This window comes from Robiginitalea sp. (assembly GCF_982776155.1).
Genome location: NZ_CEXZKX010000006.1, coordinates 222,650 through 244,823, shown reverse-complemented (window position 1 = coordinate 244,823; position 22,174 = coordinate 222,650). Strand labels below are relative to the sequence as shown.

24 protein-coding genes and 1 other RNA gene are annotated in these 22,174 nt (G+C 55.7%); 14 read left to right on the top strand and 11 right to left on the bottom strand.

Annotation, left to right across the window (positions count from 1 at the left end; genetic code table 11):
* Positions 1 to 153 precede the first annotated feature (153 nt).
* The 5 genes from AC3DKS_RS12200 to AC3DKS_RS12180 all read left to right on the top strand — a co-directional run bounded on the left by AC3DKS_RS12200 (position 154) and on the right by AC3DKS_RS12180 (position 5,212).
* Positions 154 to 1,407 (top strand): NAD(P)/FAD-dependent oxidoreductase, encoded by a 1,254-nt coding sequence (locus AC3DKS_RS12200; protein WP_015754341.1) that lies wholly within the window; start codon positions 154 to 156, stop codon positions 1,405 to 1,407.
* A 124-nt stretch (positions 1,408 to 1,531) separates the two neighbouring features.
* Positions 1,532 to 2,431, top strand: a complete 900-nt coding sequence (locus tag AC3DKS_RS12195; RefSeq protein ID WP_015754340.1) for a MerR family transcriptional regulator — start codon at positions 1,532 to 1,534, stop codon at positions 2,429 to 2,431.
* Positions 2,432 to 2,452: 21 nt separating this feature from the next.
* Positions 2,453 to 3,913, top strand: a complete 1,461-nt coding sequence (locus AC3DKS_RS12190; RefSeq protein WP_015754339.1) for a phytoene desaturase family protein — start codon at positions 2,453 to 2,455, stop codon at positions 3,911 to 3,913.
* A 7-nt stretch (positions 3,914 to 3,920) separates the two neighbouring features.
* Positions 3,921 to 4,760 (top strand): phytoene/squalene synthase family protein, encoded by an 840-nt coding sequence (locus AC3DKS_RS12185; RefSeq protein WP_015754338.1) that lies wholly within the window; start codon positions 3,921 to 3,923, stop codon positions 4,758 to 4,760.
* Positions 4,760 to 5,212 carry a sterol desaturase family protein gene (locus AC3DKS_RS12180; RefSeq protein ID WP_474731813.1) on the top strand — a complete coding sequence of 151 codons (453 nt, stop codon included), beginning with the start codon at positions 4,760 to 4,762 and terminating at the stop codon, positions 5,210 to 5,212. The genes AC3DKS_RS12185 and AC3DKS_RS12180 overlap by 1 nt, the downstream gene beginning before the upstream one ends.
* Positions 5,213 to 5,300: 88 nt before the next feature.
* Here AC3DKS_RS12180 and AC3DKS_RS12175 read toward each other — a convergent pair whose 3' ends face one another.
* The 5 genes from AC3DKS_RS12175 to AC3DKS_RS12155 form a co-directional block, all read right to left on the bottom strand.
* Positions 5,301 to 5,864, bottom strand: a complete 564-nt coding sequence (locus AC3DKS_RS12175; RefSeq protein WP_474731811.1) for a TlpA family protein disulfide reductase — start codon at positions 5,862 to 5,864, stop codon at positions 5,301 to 5,303.
* A gap of 61 nt (positions 5,865 to 5,925) precedes the next feature.
* Positions 5,926 to 8,196, bottom strand: a complete 2,271-nt coding sequence (locus AC3DKS_RS12170; RefSeq protein WP_474731809.1) for an aconitate hydratase — start codon at positions 8,194 to 8,196, stop codon at positions 5,926 to 5,928.
* A 115-nt stretch (positions 8,197 to 8,311) separates the two neighbouring features.
* Entirely contained in the window at positions 8,312 to 9,265 is a 954-nt protein-coding gene (locus AC3DKS_RS12165; protein ID WP_015754334.1) for an AAA family ATPase, read from the bottom strand.
* Between the two features lies 1 nt (position 9,266).
* Positions 9,267 to 10,712, bottom strand: a complete 1,446-nt coding sequence (locus AC3DKS_RS12160; protein ID WP_015754333.1) for a peptidylprolyl isomerase — start codon at positions 10,710 to 10,712, stop codon at positions 9,267 to 9,269.
* A complete protein-coding gene (locus AC3DKS_RS12155) occupies positions 10,705 to 11,598 on the bottom strand; it encodes a peptidyl-prolyl cis-trans isomerase (protein ID WP_474731807.1) in 894 nt (297 codons plus the stop codon). The genes AC3DKS_RS12160 and AC3DKS_RS12155 overlap by 8 nt, the downstream gene beginning before the upstream one ends.
* Positions 11,599 to 11,714: 116 nt before the next feature.
* On the opposite strand from AC3DKS_RS12155, the gene AC3DKS_RS12150 reads away from it, so the two are divergent.
* From AC3DKS_RS12150 to AC3DKS_RS12135, 4 genes are all read left to right on the top strand, one after another.
* Positions 11,715 to 12,170, top strand: coding sequence for an SRPBCC family protein (locus AC3DKS_RS12150; protein ID WP_015754331.1), 456 nt, complete (start codon positions 11,715 to 11,717; stop codon positions 12,168 to 12,170).
* A 64-nt stretch (positions 12,171 to 12,234) separates the two neighbouring features.
* Entirely contained in the window at positions 12,235 to 13,341 is a 1,107-nt protein-coding gene (locus AC3DKS_RS12145) for a serine hydrolase (RefSeq protein WP_474731820.1), read from the top strand.
* A gap of 1 nt (position 13,342) precedes the next feature.
* The gene (locus AC3DKS_RS12140; RefSeq protein ID WP_474731805.1) at positions 13,343 to 13,534 is read left to right on the top strand and encodes a hypothetical protein; all 192 of its coding nucleotides are present in this window, start codon (positions 13,343 to 13,345) and stop codon (positions 13,532 to 13,534) included.
* Between the two features lie 39 nt (positions 13,535 to 13,573).
* Entirely contained in the window at positions 13,574 to 13,858 is a 285-nt protein-coding gene (locus AC3DKS_RS12135; RefSeq protein WP_474731818.1) for an SRPBCC domain-containing protein, read from the top strand.
* A 23-nt stretch (positions 13,859 to 13,881) separates the two neighbouring features.
* On the opposite strand, the gene rny is transcribed toward AC3DKS_RS12135, so the two are convergent.
* The 4 genes from rny to AC3DKS_RS12115 all read right to left on the bottom strand — a co-directional run bounded on the left by rny (position 13,882) and on the right by AC3DKS_RS12115 (position 16,324).
* Positions 13,882 to 15,450 carry a ribonuclease Y gene (rny, locus tag AC3DKS_RS12130; protein ID WP_015754328.1) on the bottom strand — a complete coding sequence of 523 codons (1,569 nt, stop codon included), beginning with the start codon at positions 15,448 to 15,450 and terminating at the stop codon, positions 13,882 to 13,884.
* Positions 15,451 to 15,558: 108 nt separating this feature from the next.
* Positions 15,559 to 15,666, bottom strand: a non-coding RNA gene (gene ssrS / locus AC3DKS_RS12125) — 6S RNA.
* 53 nt (positions 15,667 to 15,719) lie between these two features.
* On the bottom strand, positions 15,720 to 16,016 hold the full coding sequence (locus AC3DKS_RS12120; protein WP_015754327.1) for a cell division protein ZapA: 297 nt from the start codon (positions 16,014 to 16,016) through the stop codon (positions 15,720 to 15,722).
* Between the two features lie 17 nt (positions 16,017 to 16,033).
* Positions 16,034 to 16,324, bottom strand: coding sequence for a hypothetical protein (locus AC3DKS_RS12115; RefSeq protein ID WP_041327102.1), 291 nt, complete (start codon positions 16,322 to 16,324; stop codon positions 16,034 to 16,036).
* A 192-nt stretch (positions 16,325 to 16,516) separates the two neighbouring features.
* Between AC3DKS_RS12115 and AC3DKS_RS12110 the strand changes: the two genes are divergently transcribed.
* Together AC3DKS_RS12110 and AC3DKS_RS12105 are read left to right on the top strand one after the other, a co-directional pair.
* Positions 16,517 to 18,205 carry a M23 family metallopeptidase gene (locus tag AC3DKS_RS12110; RefSeq protein WP_474731803.1) on the top strand — a complete coding sequence of 563 codons (1,689 nt, stop codon included), beginning with the start codon at positions 16,517 to 16,519 and terminating at the stop codon, positions 18,203 to 18,205.
* Between the two features lie 124 nt (positions 18,206 to 18,329).
* Positions 18,330 to 18,968 carry a hypothetical protein gene (locus tag AC3DKS_RS12105; protein WP_015754324.1) on the top strand — a complete coding sequence of 213 codons (639 nt, stop codon included), beginning with the start codon at positions 18,330 to 18,332 and terminating at the stop codon, positions 18,966 to 18,968.
* A 21-nt stretch (positions 18,969 to 18,989) separates the two neighbouring features.
* Here AC3DKS_RS12105 and AC3DKS_RS12100 read toward each other — a convergent pair whose 3' ends face one another.
* Positions 18,990 to 20,156 (bottom strand): cysteine desulfurase family protein, encoded by a 1,167-nt coding sequence (locus AC3DKS_RS12100; protein WP_474731802.1) that lies wholly within the window; start codon positions 20,154 to 20,156, stop codon positions 18,990 to 18,992.
* A 114-nt stretch (positions 20,157 to 20,270) separates the two neighbouring features.
* Between AC3DKS_RS12100 and AC3DKS_RS12095 the strand changes: the two genes are divergently transcribed.
* The gene (locus AC3DKS_RS12095) at positions 20,271 to 20,777 is read left to right on the top strand and encodes a hypothetical protein (RefSeq protein WP_420593099.1); all 507 of its coding nucleotides are present in this window, start codon (positions 20,271 to 20,273) and stop codon (positions 20,775 to 20,777) included.
* A gap of 23 nt (positions 20,778 to 20,800) precedes the next feature.
* On the opposite strand, the gene AC3DKS_RS12090 is transcribed toward AC3DKS_RS12095, so the two are convergent.
* Entirely contained in the window at positions 20,801 to 21,349 is a 549-nt protein-coding gene (locus AC3DKS_RS12090) for a Smr/MutS family protein (protein ID WP_474731800.1), read from the bottom strand.
* 131 nt (positions 21,350 to 21,480) lie between these two features.
* Here AC3DKS_RS12090 and AC3DKS_RS12085 point away from each other — a divergent pair, with 131 nt between their 5' ends.
* Both AC3DKS_RS12085 and AC3DKS_RS12080 read left to right on the top strand, forming a co-directional pair.
* The gene (locus AC3DKS_RS12085) at positions 21,481 to 21,777 is read left to right on the top strand and encodes a DUF2752 domain-containing protein (RefSeq protein WP_474731798.1); all 297 of its coding nucleotides are present in this window, start codon (positions 21,481 to 21,483) and stop codon (positions 21,775 to 21,777) included.
* A 29-nt stretch (positions 21,778 to 21,806) separates the two neighbouring features.
* Positions 21,807 to 22,139: a CCC motif membrane protein gene (locus AC3DKS_RS12080; RefSeq protein ID WP_015754318.1), complete on the top strand. Its 333-nt coding sequence runs from the start codon at positions 21,807 to 21,809 to the stop codon at positions 22,137 to 22,139.
* Positions 22,140 to 22,174 lie beyond the last annotated feature (35 nt).

Sequence of the window (22,174 nt, the reverse complement as noted above, 5' to 3'; positions counted from 1 at the left end):
GCGCAGCGAAGGTACCCCAGTGGGGGGCTGCAGAGCGCAGCGAAGGTACCCCAGTGGGGGGCTGCAGAGCGCAGCGAAGGTACCCCAGTCGATCCGAATGATATTCGCATTTCGCCCGATTCCTTACCTTAGGCCCTTGAATCCGAAATGCCAATGGGAAAACAAATCGTCGTTATCGGCGGGGGTATTATGGGCCTGTGCAGCGCCTACTACCTGTACCGCGACGGCCATGAGGTCACTGTAATCGATCAATCCGGCATGGATGCCGGGGCGTCGTATGTAAATGCCGGGTTCCTGACACCCAGCCACATCGTGCCGCTGGCAGCCCCCGGGATGATCCGCAAAGGCCTGATGTGGATGTTTAACAGCAGCAGTCCCTTCTACATGAAACCCCGGTGGGACCCGGAGTTCTTCAGGTGGGCCTGGTACTTTTACCGGTCGGCTACCCCGGGCCGGGTGGCCCGGGCGATGCCCCTGATTGCGGAGATCAACGTCCTCAGCCGGGAACTCTATCAGGAACTCCGCAACAGCGGCGACCTGGGGGACTTCCAACTGGAACGCTCGGGCCTGTTGATGCTTTACAAAACGCTGGCAGCCGCCCATTCGGAACGCCGGGTAATGGACCGCGCCAAAGATCTCGGTTTGGAAGCCGACGCGCTTACGCGAAAAGAACTGGACGCCCTGCAACCCGGACTGAGCCCGGATATTGAAGGTGCCATCCATTACCTGTGCGACGGCCACACCACGCCCGTGGAAATTATGCCAAAACTGAAGGCTTTCCTGGAAAAATCCGGGGTGCGCCTGGTACCGGGAACACCTGCGGATGGATTCACGACAAAATCCGATCAAATCCTCTCTGTCACTTCGGGCCAACGGGAATTTCCGGCGGACGAAGTGGTCCTGGCCGCAGGCTCCTGGAGCCCGGAACTCGCCTCCCGCCTGGATCTGAATCTCTCCCTCCAGGCCGGGAAAGGCTACCGGATAGACCTGCATCGGGAAACCCCGGTGCGCTACCCGGCAGTCCTGATGGAATCCAAGGTAGCCGTAACACCGATGCGCGGTTTTACGCGTCTGGCCGGAACCATGGAATTCTCGGGCATCAACCACGATATCCGGCCCAACCGGGTGGCCGCTATAGCCCAGTCTGCCGCTGCCTATTACCCGGAACTTCGGGTCACTGATGAAGAGATGCAACAAGCTGCCTGCGGGCTCCGGCCGGTAACCCCGGATGGCATGCCCTACATCGGCAGGACTTCCCGTTGGAAAAACCTCTCCCTTGCCACCGGACACGCCATGATGGGATGGAGCCTCGGACCGGTCACCGGGAAACTGATCGCCGAGGTGATATCGGGCAAAAGCCCCTCCCTGTCCCTGGAATCCTTCAGTCCGGACCGCCGATTTTCATAAAGTGTTGAACCTTTAAAAAGTATTGCCAGCGCCGGAAACAACCGATTTTATCGATATTTTAACGCCCGGGGTGTACAGCGTATCCCTAATTTTAATACTTTTGTTTAAGTTTCTTTTAAAATAAATGAACAGCGTTAAGCAATCTTTCGGCATCCGGGACCTTGAAAACCTCAGCGGGATCAAGGCGCATACTATTCGCATTTGGGAAAAGCGTTACAACCTGCTGGAACCCGAGCGGACGGCAACCAATATCCGTACGTACAGCCTTTCGAGCCTCCAAAAACTCCTGAACGTTACCCTGCTGTACAACAACGGCCTTAAGATTTCGAAGATTGCAGAAATCCCCGAGGAGGAAATCCCGCAGCATGTTCGGGAACTGGTAGCCGAGAAGAGTGTCAAGAGCCATGCGATCAATGCGTTTAAACTCGCGATGATCAATTTTGACCTCTCCATGTTCCAACGGACCTACGCGAGCCTGTCGGCGGAAAAGTCGTTCCGGGAAATTTTCTGGGAGGTCTTCCTGCCGTTGCTGGACGAACTCGGGCTGCTCTGGCAAACCGATACGATCTCACCTGCCCACGAACATTTCATCACGCACCTGATCAAACAGAAAATCTATACCTGTACGGAAAAGCTGCACACCATAGAACCCACCCGCAGGGATAAGACGTTCATCCTCTACCTCCCCGAAAATGAAATCCATGAAATCGGTTTGCTGTTCCTCAATTACGAATTGCTGATGCACGGCTACCGGACGGTTTACCTGGGCCCGACCATTCCGATGGAAAACTTGTCGGACCTGAAGGGTTATGTGGAGCACCCGGTATATATATCCTACTTCACGGTCCTGCCGGCCCTGGAGGACATCCCCGATTATTTGGAAACATTCAGGGAGGCGCACCTCATGATAAACGGCAGCGAATTATGGATTCTGGGGCGGCAGGTACAGGATCTGGAAAAAAGCCAGTTGCCGAAAGGCGTCCGCGCTTTTAATTCCATCGAAGAACTGCTGACGGGGGTATAAACAAAAGGCGAGTATACGCACATGCACCAAAAAATTGCTGTTATCGGATCGGGCTTTTCGTCCCTTTCGGCCGCCTGTTATCTGGCCAAAAGCGGATACAGCGTGCATGTTTACGAAAAAAACGAACAATTGGGAGGCCGCGCCTCCCGGTTGGAACGCGACGGGTTCACTTTCGATATGGGGCCCAGCTGGTACTGGATGCCGGATATCTTTGAAAAGTTTTTCGGCGACTTCGATAAATCGCCGGAGGAGTATTATCAACTGGACCGGCTCGATCCGGCCTACCAGGTTTTTTTCGCGGATGAAACCGTCACCATCGGCGGGGCGCTCGATCAGATATGCCTGGAATTCGAACGCATTGAACCCGGCAGTTCGAAACCCCTTAAAAAATTCATTCAAAAGGCACAATCGAACTACGATATCGCCATCAACCAGATGGTCTACAAACCGGGCGTTTCCCCCCTGGAACTCGTAACGACCCAAACCGTTCGCCATATCGGCCAGTTCTTCAGTACAATCAGCCGGGAGGTACGGCGGGAATTCAAAAACCCGAAACTCGTATCCATCCTGGAATTCCCCGTATTGTTCCTGGGTGCCAAACCCTCGGTGACCCCGGCATTTTACAGCTTTATGAATTTTGCGGATTTCGGTCTGGGGACCTGGCATCCCAGGGGGGGAATGTACCGGGTGGTCCAGGCCATGGTGGAACTCGCGGAATCCCTGGGGGTGGAGTTTCACTTAAACGCCCCGGTAGATGGTATCCTGCTGCAAAACGGCCAGGCAACCGGCATTACCGTCAATGGAAAGGAGGTCCGGGCGGACGGCGTGCTGAGCGGGGCGGATTACCACCATACGGAACAATTGTTGCCCAAATCCCATCGTCAATACACCGAATCCTGGTGGGACAAACGGGTGTTCGCACCTTCCGCACTGCTATTCTATATCGGATTTGATTCCAAATTAAAGGGGGTGCAACACCACAACCTGTTTTTCGATACGGATTTCGGGCAGCATGCACGGGAAATTTACGACGACCCCAGGTGGCCGGAATCCCCGTTGTTCTATGCCAATTTTCCCTCGGTAACAGACCCCGGCATGGCCCCGGATGGAAAAGAGACCGGGTTTTTCCTGGTTCCCCTGGCCCCCGGACTTGAAGACACCCCCGCATTGCGCGAGGAGTATGCGGATCGGATCCTCAATCGTTTTGAGCGCCTCACCGGCCAGGAGGTGAGAAATAACATTATATTTAGAGAAAGCTTCTGCGTGTCGGATTTTGCCAGCCGGTATAATTCCTACAAGGGGAATGCATATGGGATGGCCAATACGCTGCGACAAACGGCGTTCCTCAGACCCCGCCTGAAAAGTAGCAGGGTCGGGAATCTGTATTTCTCCGGGCAGCTTACGGTTCCGGGACCCGGTGTTCCGCCCGCCCTGATCTCCGGAAAACTAGTTTCCGAAATGATTGTCAAACACAACAGGTAACGCAACGATGAAGGCACTTTTCGACACCGTCTCGGAGGCTTGCAGCAAGCTGACCACCAACCGGTACAGCACGTCCTTCTCCCTGGCCACCAAAATGCTGGCCAAGGGGATCCGACAGGATATTTACAACATATACGGCTTTGTCCGCTTTGCCGACGAGATTGTAGACTCGTTCCACGATTACGACAAGGCAACCCTCCTGAGTCGGTTTGAGCGCGACCTGGACCTGGCCCTGCAGGAACGCATCAGCCTGAACCCCATCCTGAATGCCTTCCAGGCCACCTATCACAAATACGAAATCCCCCGCCACCTGGTGGATTCCTTCCTCAGGAGCATGCGGATGGACCTCCACAAGAAGGTGTATCGCAGCGAGGAAGAATACAAGGAATATATCTACGGTTCAGCCGATGTGGTGGGGCTGATGTGCCTGTGCGTCTTCGTCAAAGGCGATAAGGAGCGCTATGAGCAACTCCGCGAATCGGCCATGGCCCTGGGATCGGCTTTCCAGAAGGTGAATTTCCTCCGCGACCTGCGGGCGGATTACGACGGCCTGGAGCGCACCTATTTCCCGAATACGAATCTGCTGGAACTCGATGAGGAGTCGAAAGCCCGGATCGTGCAGGAGATTGAGGAGGATTTCAGAAAAGGCTACCGGGGAATCCTCAAACTCCCCGGGGATTCGAAGTTCGGGGTATATATGGCCTACCGCTATTACTCAAAACTTCTGCATAAACTGCAGCGGACTCCCTCCGTGGAGTTGCGGCATGCCCGGATCCGGGTCCCGAATTATCAGAAAGTCGGGCTGCTGGCCCGTTCATATGTAAAATATCGGTTAAATTTGGTATGATGACAGTCTTGATTTGGATCGCAATTTTCCTGGCCACCTTCTGCTTCATGGAATTCATGGCCTGGTTTACGCATAAATATATCATGCACGGTTTCCTCTGGAGCCTTCATAAGGACCACCATAAAAAGGACCACGACAGTTGGTTTGAGCGAAACGACGCCTTCTTTCTATTTTATGCGATAGTCTCCATGACCTTTATCGGGGCCGCCGTGAACACGGGATTCTGGCAGGGGTGGCCCATCGGCCTGGGCATCCTCGCTTACGGGATTGCCTACTTTATCGTACACGATATCTTTATCCATCAGCGGTTCAAGCTCTTTCGCAATGCGAATAACTGGTACGCGCGGGGTATCCGCAGGGCCCATAAAATCCACCACAAGCACCTGGGAAAAGAGGAAGGGGAATGCTTCGGGATGCTGTTTGTCCCATTTAAGTATTTCCGGAAGACCTGACCGCCCCCCCTGCCTAATTCTCTTGCAAATACCGCCAGCTGGTCTGAACTGTCCAGCGCGGGGGTTACCGGGCCTTAAGCCTCGTTTTCTAGTCCCCGGAAAGAAGCCTGTCGAGCAGTTCCCGGCTTTTGCCGGAATCCCAGTCCACCAGCTTGTCTTCCGCCACTACGATAAATCCCTCCCGGTCGATGAGGTACGAACTCGGCTGTTTGGAAACATCCAGGGGAGCGGGTTCGCCGACGATCCGGTAGGTAACCGGAAAGGTGAAACCGTGCTCCTCCATAAAGGCTTCCACGGGTTCCCGTTCCTCATCCGTTATGATGTAGAATTGCACGCGGTCCCCGTACGCTTCGTACAATGCCTGGATACCTTGTAATTCCGGCAGGCAGGGAAGCCGCCAGGACGCCCAAAATTCTACCAGGACCACGTGGCCTTTTGCCTGTTCGAAATTAAAAAAATCCCACTCCGCATCCTTGAGTTTCCATTCATAGGTGGGGATCCGCTGCCGCTCCCCGATTTCGATCGGGTCGGGGGCGAAAGAAAACAACTGCATAAGCCAAACCTTAGAATACGTCCCCAGGGGGGTGACAAAAAACGAGAGGACAAAGCCAATCAGGAGGATGTTGAAGAAAGTTTTTCGGCGGATTTTCATAGGCTGTTCCCCGGGAATAAAAAAGCCCCCGTTTCCGGGGGCGTCTCAGTTCGTGCCGGTATCAGGCGTTTTCCTTTTTAATCACATTCAGGGCCGATCCTTCTCGGAACCAGGCAATCTGCGTGGCATTATACGTGTGGTTTGCCTTGATTGTGTCCTTTCTTCCGTCCTGGTGGACCACCTCGAGGGTCAGGGGCTTATCCGGCGCAAAATCCCGGATATCCGTAAAGTTGAAGGTATCGTCCTCCTGGATTTTGTCGTAATCCGACTCGTCGGCGAAGGTCAGCGCCAGCATCCCCTGCTTCTTGAGGTTCGTTTCGTGAATCCGGGCGAATGATTTCACCAATACGGCTGCAACCCCCAGGTGGCGCGGCTGCATGGCCGCGTGCTCCCGGGAAGACCCTTCCCCGTAATTGTGGTCTCCCACCACCAGGGTTTTAATGCCCGCGGCCTTGTAGGCGCGCTGGGTGTCCGGCACCCCGCCGTATTCGCCGGTGAGCTGGTTTTTGACAAAATTCGTCTTTTTGTTGAAGGCATTGACGGCGCCAATCAACGTGTTGTTCGCGATATTGTCCAGGTGCCCCCGGAACCGCAGCCATGGCCCGGCCATGGAAATATGGTCCGTGGTGCACTTTCCGAAGGCTTTGATCAGCAGTTTCATCCCCTGCAGGCTTTCGGGGGCGATCGGCTCAAAGGGATCCAGCAATTGCAAGCGCTCTGAATCACCGGCAACCTTCACCTCCACGCTGCTGCCGTCTTCTTTGGGCGCCACATACCCGGCATCCTCCACGGCAAAACCTTTCGGCGGCAATTCGTAGCCCCTCGGTTCGTCGAGCTTTACTTCCTCCCCGTCTTCATTGATCAGCGTATCGGTGATCGGGTTGAAATCCAAACGGCCCGCAATGGCAATGGCCGTTACCAGTTCCGGGGAACCCACAAAGGCCAGCGTATTCGGGTTGCCGTCCGCCCGCTTGGCAAAGTTCCGGTTAAACGAGTGGACAATCGTATTCCTGGGGCCGTCCGAGGCGTTGTCACCGTAGCGGTCCCACATACCGATACACGGGCCGCAGGCATTGGCAAATACCGTGGCCCCGATATTGTTGAAGGTATCGATGTACCCGTCCCGTTCAATGGTGTACCGGACTTGCTCGGAACCCGGGGTAATCGTAAAATTGGATTTAGTCTTCAGTTTCTTGTCGGAAACCTGCTGGGCCAGGGAAGCAGCCCGCGAAATATCTTCGTAGGAGGAGTTCGTACAGGATCCTATCAGGCCGTACTCCACGCGGAGCGGCCAGTCGTTCTCCCTGGCAGCCTCCCCCATCTTGGAAATCGGGGTGGCGAGGTCCGGGGTAAACGGCCCGTTCAGGTGGGGTTCCAGGGTATCCAGGTCAATCTCGATGACCTGGTCAAAATATTTTTCAGGCTCCTGGTACACGGCCGGGTCGGCCGTGAGATACGGGGCGATCTCCTTAGCCGCGTCCGCCACATCGGCCCGGTCCGTTGCCCGCAGGTAGCGGTCCATGGAATCGTCGTAACCGAAGGTGGAGGTGGTGGCCCCTACTTCGGCCCCCATATTGCAGATGGTGCCCTTGCCCGTACAGGACATGGAAGTGGCCCCTTCCCCGAAATATTCAATGATCGCTCCTGTTCCGCCCTTCACGGTCAGGATATCCGCTACTTTCAGGATAACGTCTTTGGGGGCCGTCCACCCGGACAGCTTACCGGTCAGTTTCACCCCGATGAGTTTCGGGAATTTCAACTCCCAGGGCATGCCGGCCATCACATCGACGGCGTCTGCCCCGCCGACCCCGATGGCAACCATCCCAAGTCCGCCGGCATTTACCGTATGGGAATCCGTCCCGATCATCATCCCACCGGGAAATGCGTAGTTTTCCAGCACTACCTGGTGGATGATCCCGGCCCCGGGCTTCCAGAAGCCGATACCGTATTTATTGGAGACCGATTCCAGGAAGTCGAAAACCTCGTTGCTGGTTTCATTGGCGCGGATCAGGTCTTTCTTTGCCCCAACCTTGGCCTGGATCAGGTGGTCGCAGTGCACCGTGGTGGGGACGGCAACCGAGGGCTTTCCGGCGTGCATAAATTGCAGCAGCGCCATTTGTGCAGTGGCATCCTGACATGCTACGCGGTCCGGAGCGAAGTCCACGTAATCCTTCCCCCTGACAAACGCCTGGGAGGTCTTTCCGTCCCAAAGGTGCGCATAAAGGATTTTCTCCGAAAGGGTGAGCGGCCTTCCGACCAGTTCACGGGCCGCATCGACGCGTCCGGGAAAGGCCTTGTAGACCTCTTTAATCATGTCTATATCAAATGCCATGTGCTATTGGTTTTTACTTGTTTGCCTAGCTCCAAAAATAGTAAAAACCCAAGGGAATTGAAACTATAAAAGCGCCAAAACACCGATTTCATGCGACCTCAGCGGCGATTTCGCTTCAGAGTAACTGTCCGATGATATCCTCATCGGAGATTCCCTCCGCCTCCGCTTTGTAGTTTCTGAGGATGCGGTGCCTGAGAATGCCCATCGCAACTGCCTGTACGTCCGCGATATCCGGGGAAAATCTGCCGTCTACGGCCGCATGGGCCTTGGCGGCCAGAACCAGGTTCTGGGAGGCCCGGGGGCCCGCACCCCAGTCCAGGTACTGATTCACCAGTTCGGACGCCCCGGGCTGTCCGGGACGGGTCTTGTGGACGAGCTCCACGGCATAACGCACCACGTTGTCGGGAACGGGAATGCGACGGATCAGGTGCTGGACCTCCAGGATTTCATCGGCCTGGAACAAGGTGCGCACCTCGGTGGTGCGGTCGTCCGTGGTAGTCTGCACCACGGTGATTTCCTCTTCCACGCTCGGGTACTTCAGTTCAATGGCAAACATGAAACGGTCGAGCTGGGCTTCCGGCAGCGGGTAGGTCCCCTCCTGCTCAATGGGGTTTTGGGTGGCCAGCACAAAATAGGGCTGGTCCAGCTTATATTGTTTCCCGGTAATGGTCACCGCCCGTTCCTGCATGGCCTCGAGCAGGGCAGCCTGCGTCTTCGGGGGCGTCCGGTTGATTTCATCGGCCAGGATGATATTGGCAAATACAGGGCCCTTTACAAAGATAAAATTCCGGTTCTGGTCCAGCACCTCGCTTCCGAGGATATCGCTGGGCATCAGGTCCGGCGTAAACTGGATCCGTTTGAAGTCCAGCCCCAGGGTTTGGGCAATCGTATTTACCATGAGGGTCTTGGCGAGCCCCGGCACCCCGATCAAAAGGGAATGCCCCCCGGTGTAGATACTCCAGAGGATCTGGTCGATCACCAGGTCCTGGCCCACGATGACCCGTGCAATTTCCTTTTTCAGCGCCCGGTGTTTTTCAACCAGCCGTTCAATGGCAGCTACGTCCGACATGTTACTGCTTTAGCCAGTTATTCGAGAAGTCGCATTGGCGATACTCCCCGTTGACACTGATGTACGTGTCGTCTATATGTTCGGCGATCCAGTCGGTGATGGCCCGGAACTGCTTGTCGCGCAGGGCCAGTTCCTGGATCTTCAGGTAATCCCTGGAGAAATCCGCCTCGTGTTCGTCGAACCGGTTGGTCACCATCAGAATCTTGTAGCTGGCCGTGCCGCCCCGGGGGTCTTCCTCCAGGATGGGTCGCGATATTTCGTTGTCTTTCAGGTTCCGGACCTGGTTGTAGAGCGCCGGGTCCATACGCGTCAGTTCAAAGCGGGTATCGAAAGTCTCCGGGTTCCGCAACTGCCCCCCTTCAAACTTGGTTTCCTTTTCGTCCGAAAAATTCCGGGCGGCCTCGGCAAAGGTATACTTGCCGTCAATTACGTGCTGGCGGATGGTGTCCAGTTTTTTCCGGGCCTCCTCCAGGGCGGCCTGGGGAACCTCCGGCCGGATCAGGATGTGCCGCACATCGAGTTCCTGCCCGCGGATCTTTTCCACCATGAGAATATGGAAGCCAAACTGGGTTTCAAAAGGTTCCGAGATCTCCCCTTCCTGCAGGCTGAAGGCCACGTCCTTGAATTCCTTGACAAACTGCGTCTGCCGGGTCATCGTGTACATCCCCCCATTGCTACGGGAGGCCTCATCCTCCGTATAGAGGATCGCCTTTACCCGAAAATTCGCGTCATTATCCTCCACATCCGCCTTGATGGCGTTTAACTGGTCGATGACCTTTTGTTTTTCGGCCTCCGGGACCTCGGGCTTGATGACGATCTGGGCAATCTCCAGCTCGGCCCCGAATACGGGTTTTTCATCCTCCGGGATGGACCGGAAAAACTGCCGGACCTCCTCGGGGGTCACTTTGATGTCCCCCACTACTTTCTGCTGCATCTTCTGGGAGAGCATCTGCAGCTTATTGATTTGGAAGAGTTCCTCGCGGAGGTCCTCGGCGGATTCCTTGTTGTAGAATTGCAGCAATTTCTCCATGGAACCGAGGCGCTGTTCGAGTTGCTGGAGGTAGCGGTCGCTCTGGGCGTAGACCTCGTCATCGGAAACCAGGATGCTGTCCTGTACGGCCTGGTGCGCATAGAGGCGGTCCTCCATCAATTTGCCCAGCAGGCTGCAGTCGTCAATCTCTGCGTCGGTAGCCCCCTGGTTCTTCAGGTCGATCATCGTTTTTTCCACATCGGAGTCCAAGATCACGTAATCCCCCACCACGGCGGCAATCCCGTCGAGCTTCCTGCGCTCACCGGTAGTGGCCGGCGGGTCCAGGGAAGCCAGTTCCCGGGGCGCAACATCTTCCTGTGGGGGTTCTATCTGGGTATCCGGGATGGAATCGCGTACCTGCGCCTGCAGGCTCGAAAGGCCCAGGGCAAATAATACTATCCAAACGCATCTATTCATTCGCTTCATAAATCTGTAATTCATTTTGTTGAATGGCTTCGTCGATCAACTCGTTTTCCAGACGCCTGAGGTAACCCAGCTTCCTGCGGTTGAGCAGCACCTGTCGGATTGTGGGCTCTATGTAGGATAGCGGGGCTATGGCATCTACTTCCATGACGTCCCGCACTTCAGCCAAATATACCCCGGCATCGTCTTCGAGTTCAAAAAATTGTGATTTTTTTAAGTATTCGCCCTCATTTTCAAAGGTCAGGGGTGGGATCTCCTCGATAACGCGGGAGGCAGGCACCCAGATGGAATCGTTAAAATTCAGCTTGCGGAACTGTACCCCCACGCTATCCAGAAAGCGCTGGTCTTCCGAATCAAAGCGCCTCAGGCGCTCGGTGACCTCCTCCCGGTTGATAAACTGGGGGGGCAGCTCCAGAAACCGCAGCTGCACAATTTTCTCCTGGAGTCGGAAGTTCTCCTTCTCATTTTCGTAGAATTCCTGCAGTTCCACGGGGTTCACCACCGTATCCGCCTCCTGGGCGACGAGGGCCTCCTTGTAGGCCCGGGTATAGAGGTCCGCCCGGTATTCGAAAATCAGGGCCTCGAATTCCTCGATCTGAGCAGCGGGCAGGTTCATCCGCGCCTTTTGCATCAGGAGTTGCTCGGTAGCCCAGTTGGTAATCAGGTTGTTGACAAGCGAGGCGCTGTCCGAAGGATTCAGCCCGGGGTCCACCAGGGGGACGATATCTTCGCGGTACAGAATTTCTTCCCCTACCCGCGCCAGGGGTGTCTTCTCGGTTTCCTTGTTAAACAAAGAATCGCAACCCCAGAGGGCCATCGCAGCGATCGCGAAAACCGGGAAGGACCAGGTAAGACGGGTGGCGGGTATCTCAATGCGCATCGGGCAAAAATAAGAATATCAGGCGCATGGGCAAACCGCCCCCCTGTGGATTAACACATTTTTATCAGCACCCCAAAAAAGGTAAAATTTAGTACCTTAGGGATTAAAGCGCTCCCATGAAATACACTTGCGAAATCACCATAGACCTGCCCAGGGACCGCATGGTGGCCATACTGGATAACCCGGAAAACATGAAACACTGGCAACGGGGCCTGGAGTCTTACAAACAAATTTCCGGGCAACCCCGACAGGAAGGCGCCCAGATGGAGCTCGCCTACCAAATGGGCAAACGCCACCTGGTGATGGTGGAGACCCTTATCAAGTACAACCCGCCCCATGAATTGCACACCACCTACGATACCAAGGGGGTGCACAATATCCAGAAAAACTATTTTAAGGAGGTGGATGCAAACACCTCCAAATGGATTTCCGAATCGGAATTCCAGTTTTCCTCTTTCGGGATGAAGCTGATGGGGTGGCTGATGCCCGGGGCGTTCAGGAAACAATCCCAGAAGTATCTGGAGGATTTCAAGCGATTTGCGGAAACCGGGGAGTCCGTAGCGGGCCAGTGACATGAAAGGCGACAAGACAGCATGCAACAGGCACTTCCAAATACTCTTTTGGGCGGCCGTGCTGATGGTATCGGGCTGTTCAGGAACCGGGCGCCAAACAGACAGGGACCCGCTGGAAACCATCCTGGCCTCCGACGACCCGGCCATCGCCCGGGTGATGGCAAACCCCGATAAATTTGAGGTACAGGTCCGGTATACGCGAATATTCAGAAACGGGGATTCCGTCCGGCTGGCGCCCTACGACTACCGGGTGGACGCAACATCATACCACTACCCGGCCAGCACAGTGAAGTTCCCGATCGCTGTCCTGGCCCTGGAGAAGCTCGCACGGCTGGACAGCCTGGACCGCCATACGAGGTACTACATCGAGGGGGACAGCGTGGAGGAGACCTTTGCCGGGGATATCCGGGCTGTTTTTGCCGTAAGCGACAACCACGCAAACAACCGGCTGTTTGAATTCCTGGGGCAGGATGCCATCAATGCGGGCCTGGCGGAAAAGCAGGCAGGCCCTGCCCGGATATCGCACCGGTTGGGGTACCACCGGGACGAAACAACCACACAGCCCCTGGTAATTTATCGCAACGATACGGTGACGGCCCAGTCCCGCCCGATTCAGAATCAACCCCCAAAAAGACTGGAACTCGCAGGTATTCGCAAGGGATTCGGGTATATGGAGGATGGCAGGCTCGTTGAAAAACCCTTCGATTTCGGCCTGAAAAACTACCTGCCCCTAACCACCCTGGACGGCTTGTTGAAACGCGTGGTCTTTCCTGGGAATTTCCCGGAGGGGCAGCGATTCCGGATTACCGGGGAACAACGGGAATTCCTTATGGAGGCGATGTCCCGGTTGCCTAGGGAAGCCGGATACGAGGAAGCCCTCTACCCGGACGGTTATTGCAAATTTTTCATGTTTGGCGACTCGGAGGCGCGTATCCCCGAAACGGTCCGGATCTACAACAAGGTGGGGTTTGCCTACGGGACATTGACGGACTGCGCGTATATCACGGATCGGGAAAACGACGTGGAATTCCTGCTTACGGCCACCATCCTGGTCAATGAAAACGGGGTCTTCAACGACGACCAGTACGAGTACGAGGAAATCGGCATCCCCTTCCTGGCAGCCCTGGGACGGGCGGCACACGCCTACGAACTAGCTCATAAAGCCAATTGATATGGAAGCTTTGTCCTTTGAGGAATTCACCAAAAAGATCTATATCGCCGCACCGCTCGGACGGATCTACACGAGTTGGGCAACACAAGCGGGCATTTGTTCCTGGTTCCTCAGGGAAGCCGCCTACCATGCGCCAGACGGCAGCCGACGCGGCCCTGAAGAGCCGGTGCAGGCCGGCGACCGATACGCCTAGAAGTGGCACCAGTTTGACGGAGAAGAAACCGGCACCCTCCTGGAAGCCGATGGGAAACAGCACATCGCCTTCAGCTTCACAGGCGATAGCCGGGTTCGGGTTAGCCTAAAGGAAGGCGCGGGCCGGGTCCTGGTTTGCCTGAGGCAATACAACATCCCCACAGACGAGAAAAGCAAACTGATGTACCATTACGGCTGCAGCACGGGATGGACTTTCTGGTTGGCCAACCTGAAGGCCTGGCTGGAACACGGCATCCTGCTGAACGACCGGGGAACCGACCTCCTGGAAGATCCGCGGGCCGGGTATGAATTTGTTAATATCTGATCAGGCCCCGGGCTCCGTGGGGGTTACTTCGCCACGTTTACCGAACGCGTTTCCCGGATTACCGTGACTTTTACCTGCCCCGGGTAGGTCATATCCGTCTGGATCTTCTGGGAAATTTCAAACGACAACTGGGCAGCCTTCTCGTCGCTGACTTTTTCGCTTTCCACAATCACGCGAAGTTCCCTTCCCGCCTGGATCGCATAGGCCTTCTGGACGCCCCCGAAGCCAAAGGCAATTTCCTCCAGATCCTTGAGTCGCTGGATATAGGAGTCGAGCACCTGGCGCCGTGCACCCGGCCGCGCCCCGCTGATAGCATCGCAAACCTGGACCACCGGTGCGATCAGCGATTTCATTTCAATCTCGTCGTGGTGGGCGCCGATGGCATTGCACACGTCGGGCTTTTCCCCGTATTTCTCGGCCCACTGCATCCCGAGGATGGCGTGGGGGGTTTCCAGTTCGGTTTCCGTGTTCGGCACCTTGCCGATATCGTGCAACAAGCCGGCCCGCTTGGCGAGTTTCGGGTTCAACCCGAGCTCGGCAGCCATCACCCCGCATAGTTTGGCAACCTCACGGGAGTGCTGCAGGAGGTTTTGGCCGTAGGAGGAGCGATACTTCATCCGCCCCACCGTCCGGATGAGTTCCGGGTGGAGGCCGTGGATGCCCAGGTCGATCACGGTGCGCTTCCCTACCTCGACAATTTCCTGTTCAATCTGCTTTTCGGTCTTGCGGACAATCTCCTCGATACGCGCCGGATGGATCCGGCCGTCGGTGACCAGCTTGTGAAGGGACAGACGCGCCACTTCCCTGCGGACGGAATCAAAACAGGAGAGGATGATGGCCTCCGGGGTGTCGTCCACGATGATTTCCACACCCGTTGCGGCTTCCAGTGCCCGGATATTCCGGCCTTCCCGCCCGATGATCCTACCCTTGACGTCGTCGGATTCCAGGTTGAAAACCGAAACGCAATTCTCGATAGCCTCTTCGGTGCCGATGCGCTGAATGGTGTTGACGATGATTTTCTTGGCTTCCTGCTGGGCAGTCATCTTGGTTTCCTCAAGGGTGGTCTGCAGGTAGGCCATGGCATCCGTCTTAGCGGTTTCCTTGAGAGACTCGAGCAACTGGCCCTTGGCTTCTTCGGCCGAGAGGCCCGAGATTACTTCGAGCTGTTGAACCTGGCTGTTGTGCAGTTTTTCGAGTTCCCCCTGTTTCCGCTCAAAGAACTCCCGTTTACTGGCAATTTCCTCCAACTGCTTTTCGAGTTCTTCGTTCAGTTTTTTGTTGCGCGCCAGTTCGCTGCTTACCTGGGATTCCTTGTCGCGGGTCCTTTTCTCGGCTTCCGTGATCTTCTTGTCTTTGCTGAGGATAACTTTTTCGTGCTCTGCCTTGAGCTCCAGGAACTTCTCCTTGGCCTGGTAAATCTTTTCTTTTTTGATATTCTCCCCTTCGGCCCGGGCATCCTTCAGGATGGCCGCGGATTCCTTTTTGGCCGCGGCAATGGTCTTGGAAGCCTGTCCTTTTTCAAGGAGCTTGGCAATGGCAAAACCGATCCCCAACCCAACCACCAGGGCGATGGCTATCGTTGTAATGTCCATGATCTGTCAATTTAGTTTGCGGTTCCGGCAGTGTCACCTGAATCAGAATACGCCTCCGGGCAACCCCCGAAAGCATAAAAAAAGCCCACATTGATGGAAGTTTTGTACAAACTCCTATAAACAGGTTTAGGGCTAACAGATTGCTCAAGGATCCTTTCAAAGAAGGCTTGCTTTTACAACCTAAACTCACCCTTTCTAATTAAAGTAATGTTGAGTTTGTCAAAAAAATAATACCAATGTGGGCAGTATCTATTGCTATGTAAAAGAACTTATTGCGCGCTCAGCGTGGAAGCGATCAGGCTGTCCAGCGACCGGAGCCGTTCGACTACTTCCTGGTTGTCTTCCTGTTTCTCAATGCCCCCCTGCTCAATTTTAGATGCAAACTGCAGTGCGCACATGGCCAGTACATCCTGTTTGTCGCGGACGGCGTAATTCTGTTCGAACTTTTTGGCGAGTTGCTCAATATTCTTGGCCGCCTTCCGAAGGCCCTCTTCCTGGGCCGGGTCGATCGTCAGCGGGTATACGCGATCCGCTATGGATAGCTTTATCTTGAGCCTCTCGGTCATTTGTTTGAACTTGGTCGCTATTCAGCCAATTGAACGATGCACTGGTCCAATTCCCTGATTAGCGCATTTATTTTGAGCTTGGCTTCTGATTTGTTGGTTTCACTGCCCAGCATCGAATTCGCCATTTTCAGGGAATTGTATTTCTCTTCCCACTTGTCGGCTGCTTCCCGGGCGGTATCCCGCGCTTCCTTAAGCGCGGCAACTTCCCCTTCCAAGTTCTTCCTGCTCTGTTGCAGCAACTCGAGTTTCCGCAACAGCTTGCTGATCTTGTTCTCGAGGGAGTCAACGATGTCGACCATTTCGCTCACCGGGCAGAATTCAATGCATTTACACAAAGTTAACACTCCGGGGGCGACTTCGCAATACTTTTTGCAACTATTCCGCCCCTGCGGCGCGTAAAGCCGCTGACGGCGGGGCATACGCCACCCGCAGGCTTCGTTTTTACCCGATGTTGCATTATTGCGGCCCGAATCCTTAATTTCGCAGGGAATTCCCTTGCTATGACTCGTATCCTCCCCTTGCTAATCCTACTGGCATCCCTGTATGCCCCGGCGCAATACGCCCCGGCCGAAACCCGGTTCGACCCCCCTCTGGATATCCCCATCATCCTGGCTGGGACTTTCGGGGAATTGCGCTCAAACCACTTCCATGCGGGCATCGACATCAAGACCCAGCAACGCCAGGGCCTGCCGGTCCGGGCCATTGCGGATGGTACGGTCAGCCGGATTAAGGTTGGGCATTGGGGGTACGGAAAAGCCCTGTACATTGCGCATCCCAACGGATATACCTCCGTCTATGCGCACTTGCAGAAATACGGCCCGGGCATTGAGGAATACGTCAAGGACCTGCAGTATAAACGCCGTTCCTATGAGGTGGAGACCTTTCCCGACTACGGGGAAGTACCTGTTAAAAAAGGGGATATCATTGCCTATACCGGCAATACCGGGGGTTCCTCGGGGCCGCACCTGCATTTTGAAATCCGGAGCAGCGTGGATGAGAAACCCACAAACCCCCTCTTGTACGGTATCGACGTCAGGGATGCCACCAACCCGACCCTGGAGGCGGCATTTGCCTACCCGCTGTCCGATGGGGCCCACGTTAACGGGGTTGGCCAACGCGTGGAATTGCAGATGCGCAGGCAGGCAGACGGCACCTACCTGGCGGATACCCTGGTGGCCTCCGGGACCATTGGCCTCGGCGTACAGGCCTACGACCGGCAGGACCTGGCAGCCAACCGCAACGGGGTGTACCGCATTCGACAGGAAGTGGATGGGGCTACCCGCTCGGATTTGGTTTTTGAAAAATTCTCCTTCGGGGAAACCCGGTACATCAATACGCTGATCGACTATCCGTACTACGCCACGACCAACCGGCGGGTGCAGAAATGCTTCCGGGATTCCGGCAACCGGCTCAGCCTCTATCAGGAAATCAAGGACGACGGGAAGATCCGGGTATCGCCCGGGAGCCGGCACGAAATACGGATCGAAATCTCGGATCTGGCAGGGAACGAAACCATCCTGACCGTTCCGGTGCGGGGCGAATCGGGAACCCCGTCCGGGGGGGATGAGCTGAAAACCCCCTACTTCATCCGGGCGGATAAACCCGCGAGCTTTGACCTGGGCAGGGCGCAGGCCTATTTTCCGGCCGGCAGCTTTTATCAGAACACCTACCTGGAACTTGGAAGCGACGGGGATACAGTGAAACTGCATAAGCCCACCGTGCCCCTCCACCGGAATTTCACCCTGAGTTTTGATGTTTCGCACATCCCGGAGGCCGATCGCGCCCGGATGTTTATCGCCCGGCTGGATTCGAGGGGCAACCCCGGATACACCCGGACGTACAAAAGGGGCAACACCTTCAGCATGCGCAGCAGGGAACTCGGGGAATTTACCCTGGCTACCGATACCCTTGCCCCCACGATCCGGCCCCGCAATTTCAAGCACCGGCAGTGGCTTACCAACTATCGCTACCTGAGCCTTCGGATTGCAGACGACCTCAGCGGCATCGCTTCCTATTCGGCCACGTTGAACGGCAAGTGGATCCTGATGGAATACGAGCCCAAGGACGGTACAATCACCTATAACTTCGACGATCGTATCGGCGATGCCCGGGAGTGTGAACTGGAGGTGGAAGTAACCGACAACGCGGGGAATATAAGCCGGTATTCGGCGACCTTTTTCCGGCGGTAACCTCCCCTGCCAGAAGGTACGCGCCGGGTTGTGATAAGCCGTATTTTTGCGTACTTTTGCAGCATAATTGCATCCGGCCCAACACGTTGCCGGATATCCAACACCCCAACCCCGTGTTGCCTCTATGAAAAATTTGCTGGTAGCCTTCCTGATAATCGCGGGTACTGCGAATGCAGTTGCCCAGAAAAACATCTTCCAGAGCAATCGTTTTGACGAATTGAGCCAGGACCACCAGGTACTTGCCATCATCCCGTTCTTCACCCACCTGGACCTGGATGAGGAGCTCAGCCGGAGCGAAAAGCACCGTCTGGAGCAAAAGGAGGGGTATGCCGTGCAGGATGCCCTGGAAACCTATTTCGGGCGCGGCAAAAAACGCAAAAAATTCAGCGTGGACTTCCAGAACAGCAAGGATACGAACGCGCTGCTTGCCCAGAACGACATCTCATACGACAACATCGACCGGTATACGATCCGGGAACTCGCGGACATCCTGGGAGTGGACGGCATCATCAGCGGGAACCTGGATGTCAACGTATTGCTTTCCGATGGCGTACCCTCTGACTTCAGTTTTCTGGACTACCTGTTGGGCGATGCCGACTACGGCAGGATCGGCATCAAGATCAGCGACGGGAAATCCGGAAAACTCATCTGGAAATACGAGCAGGAAATCAGCCGGAAATCCGGCAAGGACACCGACGATTTGATCGACAAGATGATGAAGAAGGCGGCCCGGAAATTCCCCTACGACAAGGAAGGCCGTTAAAGAAAAAAGACCTCTGGCAAGCTAGACCGCCTTGCCCACCTGGGATTCCACAAATTCTTTCAAAACCCCCACCGTATAGTCCAGTTCCTCCCGCCCGTTGTAATGCGAAAATGAAAAGCGCAGGGAAGGCTTCGCCATTTCCTCCTCGGGGAGGATTTCCGCCAGGACATGGGAGGCACCCGTACTGCCGGACTGGCAGGCACTCCCTTTGGAACAGGCAATACCTTTCAAATCCAGGTGGAACAACAGCAACTGCCCCTGTTCTTCGCTCAGCGGCAACCGTACATTGACCAGCGTATAGGTGCTCCGTTCGGGATCGGCCGACAGACCGTTAAAAGCCACCCCCGGGATGGATTCACGAAGCTTTTCGATGAAGTATTTTTTAAGGCCCGCAATGTGTTCCCTTTCCCGTTCCAGGTTAGCGTAGGCGGCCTCCAGGGCAGTCTCCAGGCCCAGGATGTTGTGGTAGGCTTCGGTCCCGGCCCGGTACCCGCGTTCCTGTGACCCGCCCAAAATCAGGGGGCCCAATCCCGTATCCTTGCGGATGTAAGCAAATCCGACACCCTTCGGGCCGTGGAACTTGTGGGCCGCAGCCGTGGCAAAATCCACCGGCGTTTGCTGTACGTCCCAGGGAAAATGCCCGATGGATTGCACGGTATCCGAATGGAACAATGCCCCGTGTTGGCGGCAGATCGCGGAAACCGCCTGCAGGTCGGTCAGGTTGCCGATTTCGTTGTTGACGTGCATCAGGCTAACGAGCTTCCGGCTGTCATCGGCCTGCAGTAATTTTTCGAGGGCTTCCAGCCGGGGGTTGCCGTCCGCGTCCAGGGGGACATACTCCAGCCGGATACCGGATTCCCCGGCCAGTGCCTGGGCGGTGTGCAAAACAGCATGGTGTTCGATGCGCGTGGTAATCAGGGTCCGGACCCCCAGGTCGCGGACAGCGCACCGCAGGATCATATTATCGGCCTCGGTACCCCCCGAAGTGAAGATGATCTCACCAGGGCGGGCACCCAAGCGGGCCGCGATGGTCTTCCGCGCCTTTTCGATGCCCGTTTTGGCGCTCCGGCCAAAGGAATGCGTAGAGGATGGGTTTCCGTAGCAACCCTCCAGGGCTTCGCACATGGAGGCGATTACTTCTTCCCGGATACAGGTGGTTGCCGCATTGTCCAGATATACTTTTTCCATGGCGCGCAAAGCTTGGTTTTTAACAGGCCAAAAGTACCGAAATTAGTTAAATCCTCCTAAAATTACGGGGAGACACTTGGGAGATTCAGGGTCATTTCAGGTATCTTTGGCATTGTGAAAAAAGCCCTGATAATTCTTTGTGCCGGTTTCCTGTCTGCCTGTTCCAGCGGGGACCTCGAAATCGAAACCATCGATTTTGACGAGGTTGCCATCCAGAACTGCGGTACGGCAACCACCGCGACGGAGCTATTCTTCAAAATCGACAATTCCGAAGCGCTGATCCTGCAACTCGAAAGCGGCCTGCTGGCAAATGCGGATTCCGGGGGCGAAATCGAATCGACAATCCCGGGAAATTCCCAACTGACCTACCGCCTGTTCGACGATGCCGTCAGCAGTTCGTATTTCTGCGGGGAAATCCCCCCGGCAACCCCGGTGGTACTTCAGGAGGTAGAAGCCGAAGCGGGGAGCGTCCTGATCACCACGGTCCGGGACGCCGCGGATACCACGCTCTTCACACACGAAATCCGCCTGGCCGGAGTGTCGTTTATCACCTCCAACGGGGAGCGCCTCACCAATATCAGCGTGGAGGAATTCGGGACGGTTACCACATCTTCCAATTGAATTCCGAATCCAGCAATTGACTTCTAGTTGAAAGCCTCCTGGGGGATATAGATTTCCGTGGCGCCCAGGCCGTAGGAGCGGTAATCGGCCTCCCGCACTTTCAGGTGGTCGTATCGGCGGAAAAGCGTCCGCAATTCGGCCTTGAGCACCCCCTGGCCCACCCCGTGGATAAATACCACTTTCTGGATTCGTTTGCTCAGGGCAAACTCCAGCTGGCGGCGCGCGGTTTCCATTTGTATATCGAGGATTTCATATGTGTCCAGGCGCTGCGGGGCCGGGTGAATTTTTTCGATGTGCAGGTCCACCTCCAGGGCCGGGGCGTAGCGCGCCTTTTTGCTTCCGGTCCGGTGTCCCTTCCGTTTCGGCTTTTCCTGCGGCTTCTCCGAGGCCGCCGAAGGGGGTACCGGCAGGGAGGCACCTTTCGGGATACGGACGACTGCCTCAGGGGCTGCCGTCATTTCAAACCCATCCGGGGTGCGAACGCGAATTCCCTCCGGGGTGACCGACAGGACCACGCCCTCCAGGTCTTCATCCAGCCACTGGACCCGATCGCCCGGTTCAATGCTTTCCATCGTCCTCGGGATTAGAGGTTACCCCGGCCGCGGGGGCATTGGCGGCGACCAAATAAATGGTGGGTTTTATTTTCATTGCCCAAAAATAATAGTAATTTACCGTTCGGAAATCCCGGGACGGTCTTTTCCCTATGATACTATTAGCCATTTTTTCCGAAGCCGACATGCTCCCCTGCCTGAGCCAGCAAATCCTGGGCATTTCGTGCCCCGGCTGCGGCCTCCAACGCGCTGTTGCCCTCCTGCTGCGTGGCGAACTGATCGAATCCTTCCTGATGTACCCTGCCCTGTTGCCCCTGATGGCCCTGTTTGCGGCTATCGTGGCCGACCGGCTGGCCTGGGTCAGGAATGGCACGCAGCTGATTACCTGGCTGGCGGGTACTACAGTGACGGCGATCCTCGTGAATTTCCTCCTGAAACTAAACCTTTAAACCAACGATACCACTAAACCACCGCTACCATGGAACAAAGAAAATTACCGAATGTAACCCTGGCCATTGTATTATCCATCCTGGGCTATGTCTGTTGCTGCATCTGGGGGCTTCCGGCAATCCTCCTGGGTGTAATCGCCTACCTGCTGCTTCGGTCGGACTACAAGAAGTACCTGGAGTCCCCGGAGGTCTACACAAATTACAACCAGTGGAAAACCGCCCGGATACTCGCCATAATCGCCATTGTCCTCGGTGTGCTTTATTTTGGTTTTATGCTGTTCCGCATCCAGCAACTGGGAGGATGGGATGCCATGATGGAACAATCCCGCGAAATGATGGAACAGTGGGGGTTTGAGGAATAACCCCCGGTGGACGGTACCAACCGTCCGCCACTGCC

Coding starts and splice junctions, on each gene's coding strand:
- AC3DKS_RS12200 (WP_015754341.1), top strand. CDS start 154: ATGGGAAAACAAATCGTCGTTATCGGCGGGGGTATTATGGGCCTGTGC.
- AC3DKS_RS12195 (WP_015754340.1), top strand. CDS start 1,532: ATGAACAGCGTTAAGCAATCTTTCGGCATCCGGGACCTTGAAAACCTC.
- AC3DKS_RS12190 (WP_015754339.1), top strand. CDS start 2,453: ATGCACCAAAAAATTGCTGTTATCGGATCGGGCTTTTCGTCCCTTTCG.
- AC3DKS_RS12185 (WP_015754338.1), top strand. CDS start 3,921: ATGAAGGCACTTTTCGACACCGTCTCGGAGGCTTGCAGCAAGCTGACC.
- AC3DKS_RS12180 (WP_474731813.1), top strand. CDS start 4,760: ATGACAGTCTTGATTTGGATCGCAATTTTCCTGGCCACCTTCTGCTTC.
- AC3DKS_RS12175 (WP_474731811.1), bottom strand. CDS start 5,864: ATGAAAATCCGCCGAAAAACTTTCTTCAACATCCTCCTGATTGGCTTT.
- AC3DKS_RS12170 (WP_474731809.1), bottom strand. CDS start 8,196: ATGGCATTTGATATAGACATGATTAAAGAGGTCTACAAGGCCTTTCCC.
- AC3DKS_RS12165 (WP_015754334.1), bottom strand. CDS start 9,265: ATGTCGGACGTAGCTGCCATTGAACGGCTGGTTGAAAAACACCGGGCG.
- AC3DKS_RS12160 (WP_015754333.1), bottom strand. CDS start 10,712: ATGAATAGATGCGTTTGGATAGTATTATTTGCCCTGGGCCTTTCGAGC.
- AC3DKS_RS12155 (WP_474731807.1), bottom strand. CDS start 11,598: ATGCGCATTGAGATACCCGCCACCCGTCTTACCTGGTCCTTCCCGGTT.
- AC3DKS_RS12150 (WP_015754331.1), top strand. CDS start 11,715: ATGAAATACACTTGCGAAATCACCATAGACCTGCCCAGGGACCGCATG.
- AC3DKS_RS12145 (WP_474731820.1), top strand. CDS start 12,235: ATGGTATCGGGCTGTTCAGGAACCGGGCGCCAAACAGACAGGGACCCG.
- AC3DKS_RS12140 (WP_474731805.1), top strand. CDS start 13,343: ATGGAAGCTTTGTCCTTTGAGGAATTCACCAAAAAGATCTATATCGCC.
- rny (WP_015754328.1), bottom strand. CDS start 15,450: ATGGACATTACAACGATAGCCATCGCCCTGGTGGTTGGGTTGGGGATC.
- AC3DKS_RS12120 (WP_015754327.1), bottom strand. CDS start 16,016: ATGACCGAGAGGCTCAAGATAAAGCTATCCATAGCGGATCGCGTATAC.
- AC3DKS_RS12110 (WP_474731803.1), top strand. CDS start 16,517: ATGACTCGTATCCTCCCCTTGCTAATCCTACTGGCATCCCTGTATGCC.
- AC3DKS_RS12105 (WP_015754324.1), top strand. CDS start 18,330: ATGAAAAATTTGCTGGTAGCCTTCCTGATAATCGCGGGTACTGCGAAT.
- AC3DKS_RS12100 (WP_474731802.1), bottom strand. CDS start 20,156: ATGGAAAAAGTATATCTGGACAATGCGGCAACCACCTGTATCCGGGAA.
- AC3DKS_RS12090 (WP_474731800.1), bottom strand. CDS start 21,349: ATGGAAAGCATTGAACCGGGCGATCGGGTCCAGTGGCTGGATGAAGAC.
- AC3DKS_RS12085 (WP_474731798.1), top strand. CDS start 21,481: ATGATACTATTAGCCATTTTTTCCGAAGCCGACATGCTCCCCTGCCTG.
- AC3DKS_RS12080 (WP_015754318.1), top strand. CDS start 21,807: ATGGAACAAAGAAAATTACCGAATGTAACCCTGGCCATTGTATTATCC.